Origin of the sequence: Cupriavidus yeoncheonensis, assembly GCF_905397275.1 — a bacterium.
GTDB classification, from domain to species: Bacteria; Pseudomonadota; Gammaproteobacteria; order Burkholderiales; family Burkholderiaceae; genus Cupriavidus; species Cupriavidus yeoncheonensis.
This window is the reverse complement of the sequence record NZ_CAJPUY010000009.1, coordinates 246,761-263,704: the sequence shown is the minus strand read 5'-3', so window position 1 is coordinate 263,704 and position 16,944 is coordinate 246,761. Positions and strand designations below refer to the sequence as shown.

At 66.3% G+C, this 16,944-nt stretch carries 14 protein-coding genes; 10 read left to right on the top strand and 4 right to left on the bottom strand.

Translation table 11 applies throughout. The features are described from left to right. Positions 1 to 53 precede the first annotated feature (53 nt). Entirely contained in the window at positions 54 to 1,232 is a 1,179-nt protein-coding gene (locus KHO22_RS14790) for a thiolase family protein (RefSeq protein ID WP_211947889.1), read from the top strand. A gap of 169 nt (positions 1,233 to 1,401) precedes the next feature. On the opposite strand, the gene KHO22_RS14785 is transcribed toward KHO22_RS14790, so the two are convergent. Then, positions 1,402 to 2,265, bottom strand: a complete 864-nt coding sequence (locus KHO22_RS14785) for an SDR family oxidoreductase (RefSeq protein ID WP_211947888.1) — start codon at positions 2,263 to 2,265, stop codon at positions 1,402 to 1,404. Between the two features lie 592 nt (positions 2,266 to 2,857). On the opposite strand from KHO22_RS14785, the gene KHO22_RS14780 reads away from it, so the two are divergent. From KHO22_RS14780 to KHO22_RS14740, 9 genes are all read left to right on the top strand, one after another. Then, on the top strand, positions 2,858 to 3,835 hold the full coding sequence (locus KHO22_RS14780) for a Bug family tripartite tricarboxylate transporter substrate binding protein (protein WP_211947887.1): 978 nt from the start codon (positions 2,858 to 2,860) through the stop codon (positions 3,833 to 3,835). A 213-nt stretch (positions 3,836 to 4,048) separates the two neighbouring features. Further along, positions 4,049 to 4,960 (top strand): SDR family NAD(P)-dependent oxidoreductase, encoded by a 912-nt coding sequence (locus KHO22_RS14775; protein WP_211947886.1) that lies wholly within the window; start codon positions 4,049 to 4,051, stop codon positions 4,958 to 4,960. An 85-nt stretch (positions 4,961 to 5,045) separates the two neighbouring features. After that, positions 5,046 to 6,194, top strand: a complete 1,149-nt coding sequence (locus KHO22_RS14770) for a porin (RefSeq protein ID WP_211947885.1) — start codon at positions 5,046 to 5,048, stop codon at positions 6,192 to 6,194. A gap of 332 nt (positions 6,195 to 6,526) precedes the next feature. Beyond that, entirely contained in the window at positions 6,527 to 7,660 is a 1,134-nt protein-coding gene (locus KHO22_RS14765) for a DUF1254 domain-containing protein (RefSeq protein WP_230426876.1), read from the top strand. A 142-nt stretch (positions 7,661 to 7,802) separates the two neighbouring features. Then, positions 7,803 to 8,552 (top strand): SDR family NAD(P)-dependent oxidoreductase, encoded by a 750-nt coding sequence (locus KHO22_RS14760; RefSeq protein ID WP_230426875.1) that lies wholly within the window; start codon positions 7,803 to 7,805, stop codon positions 8,550 to 8,552. Between the two features lie 181 nt (positions 8,553 to 8,733). Further along, positions 8,734 to 9,822, top strand: coding sequence for a Zn-dependent alcohol dehydrogenase (locus KHO22_RS14755; RefSeq protein ID WP_211947883.1), 1,089 nt, complete (start codon positions 8,734 to 8,736; stop codon positions 9,820 to 9,822). Between the two features lie 126 nt (positions 9,823 to 9,948). After that, on the top strand, positions 9,949 to 11,562 hold the full coding sequence (locus KHO22_RS14750; RefSeq protein WP_211947882.1) for a flavin-containing monooxygenase: 1,614 nt from the start codon (positions 9,949 to 9,951) through the stop codon (positions 11,560 to 11,562). A 51-nt stretch (positions 11,563 to 11,613) separates the two neighbouring features. Next, complete coding sequence (locus KHO22_RS14745; protein WP_211947881.1) at positions 11,614 to 12,567, top strand: alpha/beta hydrolase; 954 nt, start codon at positions 11,614 to 11,616, stop codon at positions 12,565 to 12,567. A 24-nt stretch (positions 12,568 to 12,591) separates the two neighbouring features. After that, the gene (locus KHO22_RS14740; protein WP_211947880.1) at positions 12,592 to 14,019 is read left to right on the top strand and encodes an aldehyde dehydrogenase family protein; all 1,428 of its coding nucleotides are present in this window, start codon (positions 12,592 to 12,594) and stop codon (positions 14,017 to 14,019) included. On the opposite strand, the gene KHO22_RS14735 is transcribed toward KHO22_RS14740, so the two are convergent. Genes KHO22_RS14735 through KHO22_RS14725 form a run of 3 tightly spaced genes read right to left on the bottom strand, consistent with a single transcriptional unit; the run spans position 13,994 to position 16,889 of the window. Beyond that, positions 13,994 to 15,055, bottom strand: a complete 1,062-nt coding sequence (locus tag KHO22_RS14735; RefSeq protein WP_211947879.1) for a LysR family transcriptional regulator — start codon at positions 15,053 to 15,055, stop codon at positions 13,994 to 13,996. The genes KHO22_RS14740 and KHO22_RS14735 overlap by 26 nt on opposite strands. Before the next feature lie 57 nt (positions 15,056 to 15,112). Next, entirely contained in the window at positions 15,113 to 15,895 is a 783-nt protein-coding gene (locus tag KHO22_RS14730) for a class II aldolase/adducin family protein (RefSeq protein ID WP_211947878.1), read from the bottom strand. Between the two features lie 10 nt (positions 15,896 to 15,905). Continuing rightward, the gene (locus KHO22_RS14725) at positions 15,906 to 16,889 is read right to left on the bottom strand and encodes a Bug family tripartite tricarboxylate transporter substrate binding protein (protein WP_211947877.1); all 984 of its coding nucleotides are present in this window, start codon (positions 16,887 to 16,889) and stop codon (positions 15,906 to 15,908) included. Positions 16,890 to 16,944: the final 55 nt, after the last annotated feature.

Here is a 16,944-nt window from a genome sequence, read left to right as displayed (position 1 = left end):
CCGCGCCGAACGGCAATCATGGGGCATAGCGAATACCCCAAAGGAGAAGCGACGTGAACAAGCAATGCGCAATCATCGGCGTCGGCATGACGCCGTTCGGCAAGTTTCCCGACCAGACCGTCCGCATGATGTCCGAACAGGCGGCCCGCGCGGCGCTGGCCGATGCGGGCATCGCAGCCAAGGATGTCGATCAGGTCTATTTCTCGAATGCAGTGGCGGGGCTCATCACCGGGCAGGAAATGGTCCGCGGCCAGGCGGCGCTGCGCTTTCTCGGGCTGCAGGGCCAGCCGGTCGTCAACGTCGAGAATGCCTGCGCATCGGGCAGCACGGCGTTCAACCTGGCCTGGAATGCGGTACGTAGCGGCCAGGCGCAGGTCGCGCTGGTGGTCGGGGCCGAGCGGATGACGCATGAGGACAAGCGCGTGTCATTCGGCGCACTCGCCAAGGCGGTGGATCTGGAAGAGGAACTGCCCACCCATGTCGGCTCGGGCAGCGGCTCGATCTTCATGGACATCTACGCCGAGAAGACCCGCAAATACATGGCCGCGACCGGCTGCACGCGCGAGGACCTGGCGCAGATCGTGGTCAAGAGCCGCCGCGCCGCGTCGCTGAATCCGCTGGCCCAGTTCCGCACGCCGACCACCGTCGAGGAAGTCCTGGCGAGTCGCGTTATCAGCGACCCCCTGACGCTGCAAATGTGCTCGTCCATCGGCGATGGCGCCGCCGCCGTCGTGCTGTGCTCGCCCGCGTTCCTGAAGAAGATGACCGCGCCGAAGCCGGTGTGGGTCGGCGCATCGGTGATGGTGTCGGGCACGCCGGACGCGAGTCTCGATCCGGCAGCGCTGCGCGCCACGTTCAGCGCGTACGAAGCGGCCGGCGTCGACCCGCGTGATCTCCACGTGGTGGAACTCCATGACGCCTCGGCGCCGTCGGAAGTGATGTACTACGAGAGCCTCGGCTTCTGCGCGCCGGGCGAAGGCGTGGGCCTGCTGCGCAGCGGCGCGACCGACTTGAACGGGCGCATCTCGGTCAATCCGAGCGGTGGCCTGCTGAGCAAGGGCCATCCCATCGGCGCGACGGGCGCGGCGCAGATCGTCGAACTGACGCAGCAACTGCGCGGCGAAAGCGGTCCGCGTCAGCGCGAGGGCGCGAAGCTGGCGCTGGCCGAGAATGGCGGCGGACAAGTGGGACTCGACGGCGCCGCGGCAGTTTCGACGATCCTGCACGTCTAAACGCAATGGCCTCTCCCGCGTGTGCGGGAGAGGCCATTCGCCACGAATTGCGCGTCGACTATTCCGGCTGGATGCCCGCCGCCGCGATCATCCGCTTCCACACCTGCTGCTCCGCCTGACTTGCTTTCGCCGGATCCGCGCCCGTGCCTGATGAAGGAAATGGGAGCCGTCAGTCGCGCTGCAGCATGTCGGGCGACGACGGCAGATGGAAGCCCTCGAACGGCTTGCTGTTGTTGTGCGGCTCGAAGTGGCACGACCTTGCCGTGGCGGCCGCGCCGTCGATGCGCAGGCAAGCGCCGCTGACGAAGGCCGCGGCGGGCGACAGCAGATAGACGATGGCGGCGGAGACCTCGGCGACGTTGCCGTAGCGTTGCAGCGGGATACTGGCCAGTCGGTGACGGATGGCTGCGGCGCCGGCCTCGCTGTATTGATCGAAGCCGCTCGAAGCGATCAGCCCCGGCGCAACGGCATTGACCCGCACGCCCGCGGCGGCCCATTCGCACGCCGCCGTTTCGGTCAGGCTCATCATGCCGCAGCGCGCGGCGCCGGAATGCGCGTAGCCAGGCAGGCTGCCGCTGATCGCCGCGACCATATTGACGATGGCGCCGCCGTGCCGGGCCATCCAGCGGTTGTAGACCTCGCGCATGAAGATGAAGCCGCCCGTCAGATTGGTGCGGACGACCGCCTCGAAGCCGTCCGTCGTGAAATCCTTCATCTCGCCGTAGAACTGCCCGCCGGCATTGTTGACAAGACCGTCGATGCGGCCCTGTTGCGCCAGCACCGCGGCAACGACCCCGGCTACCTCCGCCTCGTTCCGGATGTCACAGGGATGGCTGCTCGCCTTGCCATGCTGCGAGCGGATTTCCTGGCACACCGCGGCGAGCTTGGCGGCCTTGCGGCCGACCAGCGCGACGTGGGCGCCGAGGGCGGCAAGTTCATGGGCCGTGCAGCGTCCGATACCACTGCCGCCGCCGGTCACGACAATGGTTTGACCCGCGAACGCGGCAGGCCGGTAAATCGATTGGTAGGGCAAGACTCGTTCTCCGTTGCGATGTGCTGCACCGGGCGAGTCGTGGCGTCGGACTGGCTTCGACTTCGGTGCACCGTCGCATGATCGCCGGGCGAGCCGCTGGCGGCGCACCCCGCGAGGGGTGGCGTTTCATGGGGAAAGAGGCTTGTCGGTGGCCGGCCGAATCTGTGCGGGGGGAAGCGTCACGTACGGAGCTCGGTGGAGTCGCTTTGGACCAGTTGGGCCAGTCAAGCCATTTGGCGGCAGCCCGAAGTGCTCGCCTCACACTATCTGGAGCGGCTTCTCCGACGTCTGCCAGCTCGATCGGCTGGATGGCGATCAGCAACGGGATCGCCCGACTATCCCCGGCCGCACACCGGCGCCACGGCGTGCCATTTCATGCGAAACATCCGAGCACCCAGCCGTCCCTCGTTCCGGGACCGCCCCCCAGGCCGGGGTGTGCCCTCCCCCCCTCGCAAGCCAATCATTCAACAAGAGGAAAGAAAGGCGACACCGGTGCAGGCGCCGTTCCTGCAAGGAACGGCAGCCGGCATCGTTTGACGCAGCGCGAATCGCTGCCCCCGCATCACCATCAAGCAACGAAAGGAAGACCTGCATGAGCACATTCACCGCTTCCGCCAGGCGCCGCACGGCGGCATTCGGCATGCTGCTGGCCATGGCGTGGCCGGCCGCCGCACAGAACTACCCCGAGCGCATGGTGCGGGTGGTTTCAGTGTCAAGCGCCGGCACCGGTGCCGACAGCTACACGCGCCTGCTGGCGAAGTATCTGGGCGAGAAACTGGGACAGAGCTTCGTAGTGGACAACAGGCCCGGCGCTAACATGATGATGGCCGGCGAGTACGTGGCCAAGGCAGCGCCGGACGGCTACACGCTGCTGCTGGCGACGTCGGGCACGATGGCCGCCAACCCCAACCTGTTCAAGCACCTGCCCTACGATCCGCGCAAGGACTTCACGCCGATCGCACGCTTGTCGATGCTGCCGGTTGCGATCGTGGTGCCGGCCACCTCGCCATACCACAGCGTGTCCGAGCTGGTGGCCGGCGCGCGCGCCAGGCCTGGCAAGCTGAACTACGGCACCGCCAGCGCGCCCTCCCAGGTGGCCGTGGCAGCCTTCAACGAGGCAGCCGGCATCAAGGCCGTCAACGTGCCGTACAAAGGCATGGCGAACATGATCACCGACCTGATCGGCGGCACCATGGACTACGGCCTCACCGACGTTGCGTCGGCGGTGCCGCAGGTCCAGGGCCGCAAGCTGCGCGCCCTCGCGGTCATGAGCCCGAGCCGCCTGGCCCTGCTGCCCGAGGTGCCCACCCTGGCCGAAGCCGGCGTGGCCGGGGTCCAGGTCGCCAGCTGGACCGGCCTGTTCGCTCCGGCTGGCACGCCGCAGCCAATCATCGACAAGCTCGCGCGGCTGAGCCTTGAATTCGTCAATTCGCCCGCGGCCCGCACCCACTACGCCGAGCGCGGCACCCTGGCCTTCCCCGCCACTGGTCCCGAGCTCGGCAAGAGCATCGTCGAGGACCAGAAGATGTGGAAGCGCCTCATCCAGATCGCCGGCATACAGCCGGAGTGAGCGCAGATCGCGGCTTCCGGCCTGCGCACGGCCTGCGAAATCCATCACAAGTTGCAGGGCCGTGCCGGCGAGCGCCAGCTTGCCCGTCCCGCCATGGGCCTCACACACGGTTCTGGCGGCGTGCCCTGCCAGGGCATTGCGTCTGGGCCTGGCCCACTGGCGCACTGACGCCAGCCGGTCCGATTTCATTCGTTGCATAGGAGAGTTTCAACCATGAGTCTGCTTGAAGGAAAAGTCATCATCGTCACCGGCGCTGGTGCCGGCGTGGGCCGCGGCATTGCACTGGAAGCGGCACGCCAGGGCGCGCGCGTGATCGTCAATGATCTCGGTGTCAACATGGACGGAAGCGGCGGCAGCGCCGGCCCCGCCCAGGAAACCGTCGACCTGATCAAGGCTGCCGGCGGCGAAGCCGGCGCCAATACCGACAGCGTCGCCGAGTGGGGTTCCGCGCAGAAGATCGCCCAGCAGGCCCTGGACCTGTACGGGCGCATTGACGGCGTGGTCAACAACGCCGGCAACCTGCGCGACGTCATCTTCCACAAGATGAGCGAGGAAGAGTTCGATGCGGTGGTACGCGTGCACCTGAAGGGCAGCTGGAACGTGTCGCGCGCCGTTGCGCCGCATTTCAAGGCGCAGGAAGGCGGCGCTTTCGTGCACATGACCTCGACCTCCGGGCTGATCGGCAACTTCGGCCAGGCCAACTACGCCGCCGCGAAGCTGGGCATCGTCGGCCTGTCCAAGTCCATCGCGGTGGACATGCAGAAATTCAACGTCCGGTCGAACTGCATCGCGCCGTTCGCCTTCACGCGCATGGTCGGCAGCATCCCGACCAACACCCCGGAAGCCGCCGAGCGCATGAAGATCAATATGACGCTGGAGGCCGGCAAGATCGCGCCGTTCACGCTGGCGCTGCTGAGCGACCAGGGCCGCCAGGTCACCGGCCAGGTATTCGGCGTACGCAACAACGAGATCTACCTGTTCTCGCAGCCGCGCCCGATCCGCACCGCGCATGCCAGCGAAGGCTGGACCGTGCAGTCGTGCATCGAGCGCGCCATCCCCATGCTGAAGGGGTCGTTCTACCCGCTCGAGCTGTCGCGCGACGTGTTCCCATGGGATCCGGTCTGATCCACCAAGGTACCCGCCGCGGCACGGGCAACCCGCACCGCGGCGATATCCAGTTTTGCCGCGATCCATCAAAGCAGAGACATTCATGAAGTTCGTCAAACAATTCCGGTCTGCCCACCTTGCGCTGGTCGCTGCCAGCGCGGCGCTGGCAAGTACCGCCAACGCGCAGTCCGTGACGCTGTATGGCCTGATCGATACCAACCTCGAGTACGTCAACAACCAGTCGCGCACCGGTGCCACCGTGCCGCCGGGGCCGGCGGAGAATCGCTTCGCCATGCTGACCGGCGGCATTGGCGGCTCGCGCTGGGGCCTGCGCGGCGTCGAGGACCTTGGCAACGGACTCAAGGGCCTGTTCGTGCTGGAAAGCGGCTTCAGTTCGGATGACGGCAAGATGGCCAACAGCGGCAGGCTGTTCGGGCGCCAGGCGTTCGCTGGCATTGACAGCCCCTACGGCAAGCTGACCTTCGGACGCCAGTACACCTCGATCTTCGATGTCCTGGCCAACTTCCAGGCAGGCTTCTACCAACCGCAATACGAGCCGGTCGTGGCGTACCTCGGGCGCTACTATCGCGAAGACAATGTGGTCAAGTACGGCGCAACGTTCGGCCCGGTCGAGGTCGCCGCACACTGGTCGTTCGGGGTCGATACCGCTTCGCCGGCCACCGCTGGCGAGGTGCCGGGCAGCTTCCGCTCCGGCGCCGCATATGGCGGCGCCGCAAGCTACACCTCGGGGGCATTCGGCCTTGGCCTGGCCTATGACGAGGTAGATGCCCCGACCACGGCGGGCGGGCCGCCGGGCAAGGCAAAGCGTGCCGCGGTGGCAGGCAAGTATGCCGCCGGCAAGGTACGCCTGGTAGCAGGCTACCGCTGGGGCCGCAGCCAGAACCCGGCGGATGTCGAGATCCTGCGCGACAACTACTACTGGGTCGGCGGCACTTACTCCTTCACGCCGCAGCTCGAATCCACGCTGGCCTACTACTACGACGACGTGCGGCAAGTGGCCAACCCCGTCAACGGCACCTTGCTCGGCAACATCAAGAACCCGTGGCAGGTGATGTTCACGACCAAGTATTTCTTCACCAAGCGCACCAGTCTGTATCTCGCCACCGCTTACTCGAAGAACGCCGGCCTGAATTTCGACACCTCGGTGGGCGGCCTGGGCACCGGCTACTACCTCGGCGCTGGCAAGAACAGCCAGTTTGCCGTGACCCTGGGCATGCGGCACATCTTCTGACGAACCCCGATCCATTCTGCGGGAATTGAACGAGCAATCGTCGGCGTCGGCATGGCCAGCATTGGCAAGTTGCGAATGCTGGCAGATACCGCGGTCAAGGCCGCGCTGGACGATGCCGGCCGGCAGCGGTGTGGCGCCTGGACAGATCACCTCCCGGCTTTCTGCTTGGCGTCAGACGCGAGTATGAATTCATGGAATACCCCGGAAAAGATTGAATTGGACAGGCCTGACAGCGCGAGCGAGCATAAGTAAAAAGATCAAGCGCGATCCGGCCGATGTGTCTCACCCCGTCGGCCGTTTCATTTCAAGATGGCAAGGATGCAAGGAGACTTATGAAAGCCGCAGTGCTGTATCAAGCCAATTCCCCGTTTGTCATTGAAGACATCGGCATGTCGAAGCCAGGGCCGAGCGAGGTCCTGGTGCGTGTTCTGGCTTGCACGTTCTCCATCCTCGGCGCTGCGGCATCCGTCATGCCGGCCTGCGCCCAGAGCCATGCGCCCATAACCCCCACGCCACCGGCAGTCGCCGTCACGCTGGACAACTACATACGTGCGGAGAGTGACAGGAGTCTCGAATCCGTGGTTTGGCGGAGCGGGTTCGGCAAGTTCTTCAACCAACGCGAGCTCGCGCCAATCGACCGGCAGATCGTGGTACGCCCCAATCGCGATACGCTCTATTCGCTGGGGGTTGTCGACCTTGACGCAGGCCCGGTGACCATCACGATGCCGGATGCAGGCAAGCGCTTCATGTCGCTGCAGGTGATCGATGAAGACCACTACACGCACGCCGATATCTATGGCGCCGGCACCTATACCTTCACGCGCGAGCGCATTGGGACGCGCTATGCCCTGATGGCTGTCCGAACGCTGGTCGATCCGGCGAACCCCCAGGATGTGGGGCAGGCCCACGCCTTGCAGGATGCGTTGAAACTGACACAGAAGCATCAAGGCAAATTCGAGATCCCCAATTGGGACCAGGCTGAACTGACGAAGCTGCGTGAAGCCCTGCTTGTGCTGGGGACGACTGTCCAGGATACGAGAGGCATGTTCGGCGGGCCCCGCCAGGTCGATCCGGTGCGGCGCCTGGTTGGCACCGCACTGGCCTGGGGAGGCAGCCCCGAAAAAGATGCCTACTACCTGCCGATCACGCCGGCGAAGAACGACGGCGCGACCATCTACAAGCTCACCGTCGGGGAGGTTCCGGTCGATGGCTTCTGGTCGGTCAGCGTCTACAACGCCAAAGGCCTGTTCGAGCCAAACAAGTTCGGCTGGTACTCGCTCAACAACATCACGGCGAAGAAGAATCCGGACGGCAAGGTGGAGATCCAGTTCGGGGGCTGCGATGCGGCAACAGTGAACTGCCTGCCAACCATGCCGGGCTGGAACTACCTCGTTCGCCTCTATCGCGCGCACCCGGACATTCTGAGCGGCAAGTGGACGTTCCCGCAGGCTCAGGCCGTCAACTGAACAATCTGACCGGCATATTCCTGACCAAGCAGCACGCGATCGCGCAGATGAAGCCACTACGGTCCGGGGGCGCGGTGGTCATACGGCGCAACAGGGTGGTCGGTGCACGTGTCTCACAACAATGCGGAGAGGAAACATGCGCATGCAAGACAAGGTTGTACTCATCACGGGCAGCGGCACGGGCATCGGCAAGGCCGCGGCATTGCGACTCGCTCGCGAAGGCGCAACGATCATCGCAACGGACATCGATCCCGCCGGCGCCAGGGCCACTGCCCAGGCTGTGGAGTCGCTCGGTGCCAGGGCCATGGCGTTGCCGCTCGACGTCAGCAGCGAAGACCAATGGAAACAGGTCGTCGAGGAAGCACTCGCGGCCTTCGGCCGCATCGATGTCCTCTTCAACAATGCCGGCATCTGGATCATCAAGGCGCTGGCCGAGACCACGCTGGAGGAATGGAACCGACTCATGTCGATCAACGTGACCGGGACCTTCCTCGGCATGAAGCACGTCATGCCCTCTATGGCCAGACAAGGCAAAGGTTCCGTCATCAACGCCTCGTCAGTCGCCGGCCTCGTCGGCGCGGCAGGCAATGCGCTCTATGGCGCCAGCAAGGGCGCCGTACGCCTGCTGACAAAGGATGCGGCCATCGAGTACGCGAGCCTGGGCGTGCGCGTCAACTCGATCCATCCCGGGCTGATCCAGACTGCCATGGCCGACTACGCCTCGGCAACCATGCGCGCCAGCCAGGAAGAGCTCGGACAGCGGCTCGCCCCAATGGGCCGCGTGGGCAAGGCGGAAGAAGTCAGTGACCTGGTCCTTTTCCTGGCGTCGGATGAGTCGTCCTATATCACCGGCGCCGAACTGGTCGTGGACGGAGGCCTGACCGCGCGGTAATGCCGGGCCATGTCATGCCGCCGGCGTCAGGCGCGAGTATGAATTCATGGAATACCCCGGAAAAGATTGAATTGGACAGGCCGCACAGCGCGAGCGAGCATAAGAAAAACGAGATCAAGCGCGATCCGGCCGAGGTGTCTCACCCCGTCGGCCGTTTCACTTCAAGATGGCAAGGAGACTTATGAAAGCCGCAGTGCTGTATCAAGCCAATTCCCCGTTTGTCATTGAAGACATCGGCATTTCGAAGCCGGGGCCGCGCGAGGTCCTGGTGCGGACCGCCGCGGTCGGGGTGTGCCATTCCGACCTTCACTTCGTTGAAGGGTCGCTGCCGTTTCCCCTGCCCGCGGTGCTGGGCCACGAGGCCTCCGGCGTCGTCGAGCAGGTGGGCAGCGAGGTGCGCACGGTCAAGCCGGGCGATCACGTCATCTCCTGCCTGTCCGCTTACTGCGGCCATTGCGACCATTGCCTGACCGGGCACCTGTCGCTGTGCATGTCGCCAGACACGAAGCGCCGCGATGACGAGGAGCCGCGCCTGCTCGCCAGGACCGGCAAGGCCATGCCGCAGTATATGAACCTGTCGGCGTTCGCCGAGCAGATGCTGGTCCACGAGCATGCACTGGTGGCGGTCCGGCGCGACATGCCGATGGACCGCGCGGCCCTGATCGGCTGCGGCGTGGTGACCGGGGTCGGCGCTGTCATGCATACCGCGAAGGTGCAGCCGGGCGAGACCGTTGCCGTGATCGGCTGCGGCGGCATCGGGCTTGCCGCCATCAACGGCGCGGCGATTGCCGGGGCCGGCCGCATCATCGCCATCGACCGCCTGCCGGGCAAGCTCGAACTGGCGCGCAAGTTCGGCGCGACGGACGTGATCGATGCCAGCAGCACCGACGCCGTGCAGGCGGTGCGCGAACTCACCAGCGGCGGCGTCCATCACGCGCTCGAAGCCATCGGGCTCAAGCAGACCGTGGAGCAGGCCTTCGGCATGCTGCGCCGTGGCGGCACCGCGACCGTGGTGGGCGTGGTCCCGCCCGGTGTCGAGATCGGCATCAAGGGATTCGAGTTGATGGAGGAGAAGCGCCTGCAGGGCTGCCGCATGGGCTCGAACCGCTTCCCCGTCGACATGCCGCGCCTGGTGGACTTCTATCTGTCCGGCAAGCTCAAGCTGGACGACATGATCTCGCGGCGCATGCCCCTTGAAGGCATCAACGATGCATTCGACGAACTGCGCCGCGGCGAACTGGCCCGTTCGGTGCTGATGTTCCCGCAGTAAGTCATCCCCATACCGCCCGCGCGACGCGGGCGACTCCGACCGATCAATGCGACGCGTGGCGCTGCCCTGCCCAGGGGCGGCTTTCGCCCTGCACCGGCACCGTCGCGCCCAGGACAGGTGGTTCACATGGAACAATTCGACGCAATCGTGGTGGGTGCCGGCTTTTCCGGCCTTTACATGCTGCACAAGCTGCGCGAGCAGGGCATGAGCGCCCGCGTATATGAAGCCGGCGACAACGTCGGCGGGGTCTGGTACTGGAACCGCTATCCCGGCGCCAAGTGCGACGTCGAGAGCATCTACTACAACTACACCTTCTCCGACGCGCTCTACAAGGAATGGACGTGGACCACCCGGTATCCGGACCAGCCGTCCATCCTGCGCTACCTGAATCACGTCGCGGACCGGTTCGACCTGCGCCGCGACATCCAGTTCAGGACGCGCGTCACCGCCGCCCACTACGACGAGAAAACGCGCGCATGGCAGGTGAAGACCGACGACGGCAAGACTGTGGCTGCCCGCTACTTCATTTCGGGCGTCGGCTGCCTGTCGGCGGCCAACCGGCCGGACATCAAGGGCCTCGACAGCTTTCGCGGAGAGGTCTTCCACACCGGCACCTGGCCGCACCGGCCGGTGGACTTCACCGGCAAGCGCGTCGGCGTGATCGGCACCGGTTCCAGCGGCATCCAGGCCATTCCGGTCATCGCCGCGCAGGCAGACCAGCTCTACGTCTTCCAGCGCACGCCCCAGTACAGCACGCCGGCGGCGGACCGTCCCTACGATGCCGAGCATATGCGCGAGGTCAAGGAAAACCTCGGCGAGATCAGGACCCGCATTCGCGATTCCTGGTCCGGGGTGCCACGCTCGCCCATCGCGATGGACCGCAGCGCGCTGGCCGAGCCCCCCGTGCAGCGCCGGCAGACCTATGAGGCCGCATGGCAGCACGGCGGCTGGATCCATTCGTCCTACAACGACCTGATTACCGACGCTCAGGCCAACGAGACCGTGGCGCAATTCGTGCGCGACAAGATCCGCAGCATCGTGAAGGATCCGCAGGTAGCGGACAAACTGACGCCGGACTATCTCTTCGGCACCAAGCGCCCCGTCATCGACACGAACTACTTCCAGACCTACAACCGCGACAACGTCACGCTGGTCGACATCAGGCAGGACCCGATCACCGAGATCACGCCGGACGGCGTGCGCACCGCAGGCACTGAGTATGCACTGGACGCGCTGGTGCTGGCCACGGGCTACGACGCCATCACGGGGCCGCTGTTCCGCATCGACATCCGCGGCAAGGACGGCATGAGCCTGCAGGACAAATGGGCGGGCGGCAAGGAGATCCACACTTACCTGGGCCTGGCCAACGCGGGCTTTCCCAACTTCTTCACGATCACCGGCCCGCAAAGCCCGTCGGTGCTGAGCAACATGGTGTGCTCGATCGAGCAGCACGTCGAATGGATCGCGGACTGCCTGTGCCACCTGCGCGACGAGGGACTGGACACCATCGAAGCAACGGTGGCCGCAGAGCAGACGTGGAGCCGGCACTGCGCCGAGGTCGCCCACACCACCCTGTTTCCGCGCGGGGAGTCCTGGTACACCGGTGCCAACATCCCGGGCAAGACGATGCCCTTCCCCATCTATGTGGCGGGCGTGAACGTCTATCGCGGCATTTGCGACAAGGTGGCCGCCAACGGCTACGAAGGCTTCGCGCTGACCCGTTCCGGCACCGCGCGCTGATCGCCGCTGCCAGCAGCCAATCTCTCCCCTTCTTCTGAGAACCGCAAGCACATGGCCCTTGATCCGAATGCCAGGTACATCCTCGACCTGATGGCGGCGGCAGGTAATCCGCCGCTGCACCAGCGCACGCCCGAGCAGGCGCGCGCCACGCTGGCGATCCAGCCGCTTGCCGGCGCGCCGGAGCCGGTCGCCAGCGTGGAAGACGGTACCGTGCCGGCCGGCGACGCCGAGCTGCCGGTGCGCATCTATCGGCCCGAAGCCACAGGTCCGCTGCCCGCGCTGGTGTACTACCACGGCGGCGGCTGGGTCATCGGCAACCTGGACACCGTGGACGTGCCCTGCCGCCGGCTGGCCAACCGGGCCGGTTGCGTGGTGGTGTCGGTAGACTACCGGCTCGCGCCCGAGCACAAGTTCCCCACGGCTGCCGAAGATGCCTACGCCGCCGCCCGCTGGGTAACGGCCAATGCCGGCGTGCTCGGCGTCGACCCGGCCCGCGTTGCCGTGGGCGGCGACAGCGCCGGTGCCAATCTCGCCGCCGTCGTGGCGCTGATGTCGCGCGACCGTGGCCACTTCCGCCTGTGCCACCAGACGCTGCTTTATCCCGTCACGCACCACGCGTTCGACACGGCGTCCTACCGTGACAACGGCGAGGGCTACTTCCTCACGCGTGACGGCATGGCCTGGTTCTGGAACCACTACCTCGCCGACACGCAGGACGGCAGGCATCCCTATGCCTCGCCACTGCTGGCCCCGGACCATGCCGGCCTGCCCCCGGCGCTTGTCATCACCGCCGAGTTCGATCCGCTGCGCGACGAGGGCGAAGCCTACGGTCACCGGCTGGCCGCAGCCGGCGTCCCGGTCGAGGTGACGCGGTACGACGGCATGATCCATGGCTTTTGCTGGATGCCCGGCGCGCTGGCGCAGGGCGGACAGGCGTTGGACCAGGCCGGCGAGGCACTCAGGCGCGCCTTCGCGGCGGCGCCGGCAACCCCCATCAACCACTAACCCCATCCCGGTGAGGAGACCAGCATGAAGCGACTCGATACGTTCTACATCCATGGCGAATGGGTGCCGCCCGTCGGCGAGGCCTCGTTCGTGGACATCGTCAATCCGGCGACCGAAGCGACAATCGGCACCGTCGCGCTCGGCGGGGAGGCCGACGTCGACCGTGCTGTCGCGGCGGCGCGCGCGGCGTTCCCGGCATGGTCCGGTTCAACCCGTGAAGCGCGCATCGCGCTGCTGGAACGCGTGGCCGAACTCTACAAGGCGCGCATGCCCGCGCTGGCGGATGCCGTCACGGCCGAAATGGGCTCGCCGCTCTGGTTCAGCCACCAGCGTCAGGTGCCGGCCGGACTGGCGCAGATCCTCTCCACCCTTGCCGCGCTCAGGACCTTTGCCTTCAGCGCGCAACAGGGCACGACGCAGGTCCTGCGCGAGCCAGTCGGCGTGGTTGCGCTGGTGACACCGTGGAACTATCCGCTGAACCAGATTGCCGCCAAGGTCGCCCCGGCCCTCGCGGCCGGCTGCACCATCGTGCTCAAGCCCTCGGAAATCGCACCGCTCGATGCGCACCTGTTCGCGCAGATCCTGCATGACGCGGGCGTGCCGGCCGGCGTCTTCAACATGCTCTACGGCGACGGCCAGCTGGTCGGCCGCGCCCTGTCGCGCCACCCCGACGTGGCCATGGTCTCGATCACGGGATCGACGCGGGCCGGCGTCGATGTCGCCATCCATGCGGCGCCCACGGTCAAGCGCGTGGCGCAGGAACTGGGCGGCAAGTCGCCGTGCGTGATCCTGGATGACGCCGACCTGAAGACGGCCGTGACCACCACCGTGGTCGCCTGCATGATGAATTCCGGGCAGACCTGCATTGCCCCGACCCGCATGCTGGTGCCGCGCAGCCGCCATGCGGAGGCAGTGGCGATCGCTGCCGCCGTGGCCAACAGCCTGCCGGTGGGCGACCCGCTGGACGAGGCCAGCAAGATCGGGCCGCTGTCCAGCCGTCGCCAGTACGAGCGGGTGCAGCAGATGATCGAGACCGGTATCCGCGAGGGCGCGCGGCTGGCGGCCGGCGGCCCGGGCCGGCCGCAAGGGCTGGACGGCGGCTTCTTCGCCCGTCCCACGGTGTTCGCCGAAGTCGGCAACCAGATGGCGATTGCACGCGAGGAAATCTTCGGCCCGGTCATGAGCATGATTCCGTACGACGACGAAGACGAAGCGATCGCCATCGCGAACGACACCGACTATGGCCTCGCCGCCTATGTCTGGAGCGGCTCGCCGGAACGTGCCGCGCGCGTGGCAGGCGCAATGCGTGCCGGCACGGTGCAGGTCAACGGCGCGACCCTGGACTTCACCGCGCCGTTTGGCGGCTACAAGGCGTCCGGCAACGGACGCGAGTTCGGCGAGTACGGGCTGGCGGAGTTCCTGGAATTCAAGGCCGTGCTGCGTACGGCCTGACCGTATCTCCGTGCGCTGGTGGGACCGGTCCTGCCGGTCCCGCCGGGATGCCGCCTCCGGTAGCCGGCATGCACACGCCGTGGTCGTCATCGCCCCGGGGCGCGGCGAGTTCATGGGCCAGCATGCGGCTCTCCATGTCGCTGCGCGGCCGGCCATCGGCGTGTATCTCCTGCAGCATTGCAATGAGCGCCTTCGCTGCCGGCTTCGGCTCCCATTGCTTGCGCACTGCGCAGTCGATGCGTACGGGCGGGATCTGGCAGACATCATGCAGCGTGACGAACCGCTCGCGGAAGTATCCGGTCAGGGAGAAGCCGGTATCCGCCAGCCCGATCGCATCGGAGCACTCCACCACCTTGCATGACAGCGCAAGGCTCTCGATCTTGTGGCAACGGCCGACCCAGTCGTCGCCGCAGAGTCTGGCCAGCGACGGATAGAGCGACGAGTGCCAGATCTCCGAGGGCAGGATGAGGGGGAAGTCCGTGAGCCGGGCACTCGCCGGCGCCTTCCCGGCCAGCAGCGGATGCCCGCGCCGGACAAAGGCTTGCGGGCAGATCGCGGCGATGGGCTCGCACTGAAACTGCGGCCGGTCCCTGAACATGGATTCCATGCCGATGGCCACATCCACATCGCCGCGTTCGAGCATTTGCAGGCCGCGTTCCTTGGTGCCCGAGCAGAGGTCGAGCCTGATTTCCGGGGTGCGCGCCAGCAGGCGCTCGATGCCACGGGCCAGCAGCCATTCCAGCGTGGCGGGAAACACGCCCACGCGCAACGTCTGCCTGCCAGGTTCCGGCTTGGGCATGCCAAGCAGGTCGGCGGCATCCGCCAGCAGGCGTAGCGCGCGCTCCAGGAAGACCTGGCCCTCCTCGGTGGGCACCACGCCCTTCGGGGTCCGGCGGAAGATGGGGTATCCGAGCCGCCGTTCCAGCTCGGCGACGCTCTTGGTCGCCGCCGACTGCGTGATGCCGATCGTATCGGCGGCCCTGGAGAAAGAACCGAAGCGGCCAACCGCGACCGCGTGCTTCAGGCGTGCGTCCATCTGGTATTCCCCTGCAGAAGGCTCCGCGCGGGGCACCCGCCGCCGCGCGACTGCCGGTCAGTCCTTGTAGGTCGGATCCATGCGCTCCACCTGGCGCAGCAATGCGGGCCATTCCCGCCTGCCAAAGGTGTTGTCGCGGGCGTCCATGACGGCGCGCGTGTCGTCGATGGCCTGCTGGTCCGGCAGGGTCAGCCCGGTACCGCATGCCATGGCGTCTACCTGCGTGCGGCAGGCCATCTCCAGCCAGTACATGCGGCTGAATGCCTCGGCCACGCTCGGCCCCACGGCAAGCAGCCCGTGGTTGCGCAGGATCACCACTTCATGGTTGCCCAGGGAATTGACCAGCGGCGCCTGCTGGCCGAGTTGGAGCACCGGGCTGTCGAAGTCGTGGTAGCCGGTCTTGCCGTAGAAGCGCAGCGCGGTCTGCGTCATGGGCAACAGCCCGGACGCCAGCGCCGACAAGGCCATGCCGGCACGGGTGTGGGTGTGGATCACGCACGAGACGTCGGGCCTGGCCTTGTGGATGGCCGTGTGGATCACCATGCCGGCGCGGTTGACCTCGTAGCCATGCGCGTTCTGCGGTGCCAGCAACACCTTGCCATCGAGGTCGATCGTGATCAGGCTCGACGCACAGATCTCGGAGTAGAGATACCCGTAGGCATTGATGAGCAGGTGCTCGGTGCCTGGAATACGCAGCGTGATGTGGTTGTAGATGAGGTCCGTCATGCCGTACCGGTCCATCAGCCGGTAGCATGCGGCGAGTTCCACGCGGGCGCGCCACTCGGCCTCGCTGACGAGGCCTCGCACGGCGTCCTGGGGAACGGAAGTCTGCTCGTTCATGTCTGGCTCCTCATTCCACGTGGATGTTTCCGGCCTTGATGACCTTGCTCCAGCGCTGGCTCTCCGCATCAAAATACCGGTTGACCTGCGCCGGGGTCATGACATCGGCTTCCATGCCGTACTCGGCGATGCGCTTGCGGACCTTGTCTTCCTGCAGCACTTCGGTGGTCGTCTGCGCCAGCTTGTCGATGACGTGCTGCGGCGTCCTGGCCGGCGCCACGATGGCCAGCCAGGACATTGCCACGGCATCCGGATAGCCCGACTCCGCCAGCGTGGGAACATTGGGCAACGCCGGCACTCGCTTCGCGCCGGTGAAGGCGATCGCGCGCAGCTTGCCTGACTTGACGTAGGGCCCGAGCAGTTGCAAGGTGTCGACCGTCATCTCGACGCGCCCGGCGAGCACGTCCGGCAGGACGGCGGCGGCGCCCTTGTAGGGCACGTGATCCAGCTTGATGCCGGCGTGCATGGCAAACAGTTCGGCGGCCAGGTTCGCGGTGGAGCCGGCGCCCGAGGTGCCGTAGCGCACCTGGTTCGGGTGTGCCTTGGCCCATGCCACCAGTTCCTGCACCGAGTGGACCGGCAGGTCCGCATTCACCACCACCAGCAGCGGCACGCGGGCCATCATTGCCACCCCGGTCAGGTCTTTGAGGGGATCGTAGGGCAGCTTGCTGTAGAGCAGCGGATTGGTGACATGGGCCGGCGACGTGGTCAGCAGCGTATAGCCGTCCGGATCCGACTTCGCCACGTAGTTGCTGCCGATCTGCACGTTGCCGCCCGGCTTGTTCTCGATGTAGAAACTGGTGCCAAGGCGCGCGCCCAGCCTGTCGCTGACGAGACGGGACACCGTGTCGATCGGTCCGCCCGCGACGGACGGCACGACGACCTTGACCGGCCGTGCCGGGTAGGACGGTTCAGCCGCCCGGGATGCGTTGATGCCCAACACGGCCGCAGCCGCGATCGCCAGCGTGGGGGCGAAGCGCCGGAATGCGCTCATGGTTTGTCTCCTGCTTGTTCTGGTTATGTAGTCGTGGATGCCGCGGCCACTCAGT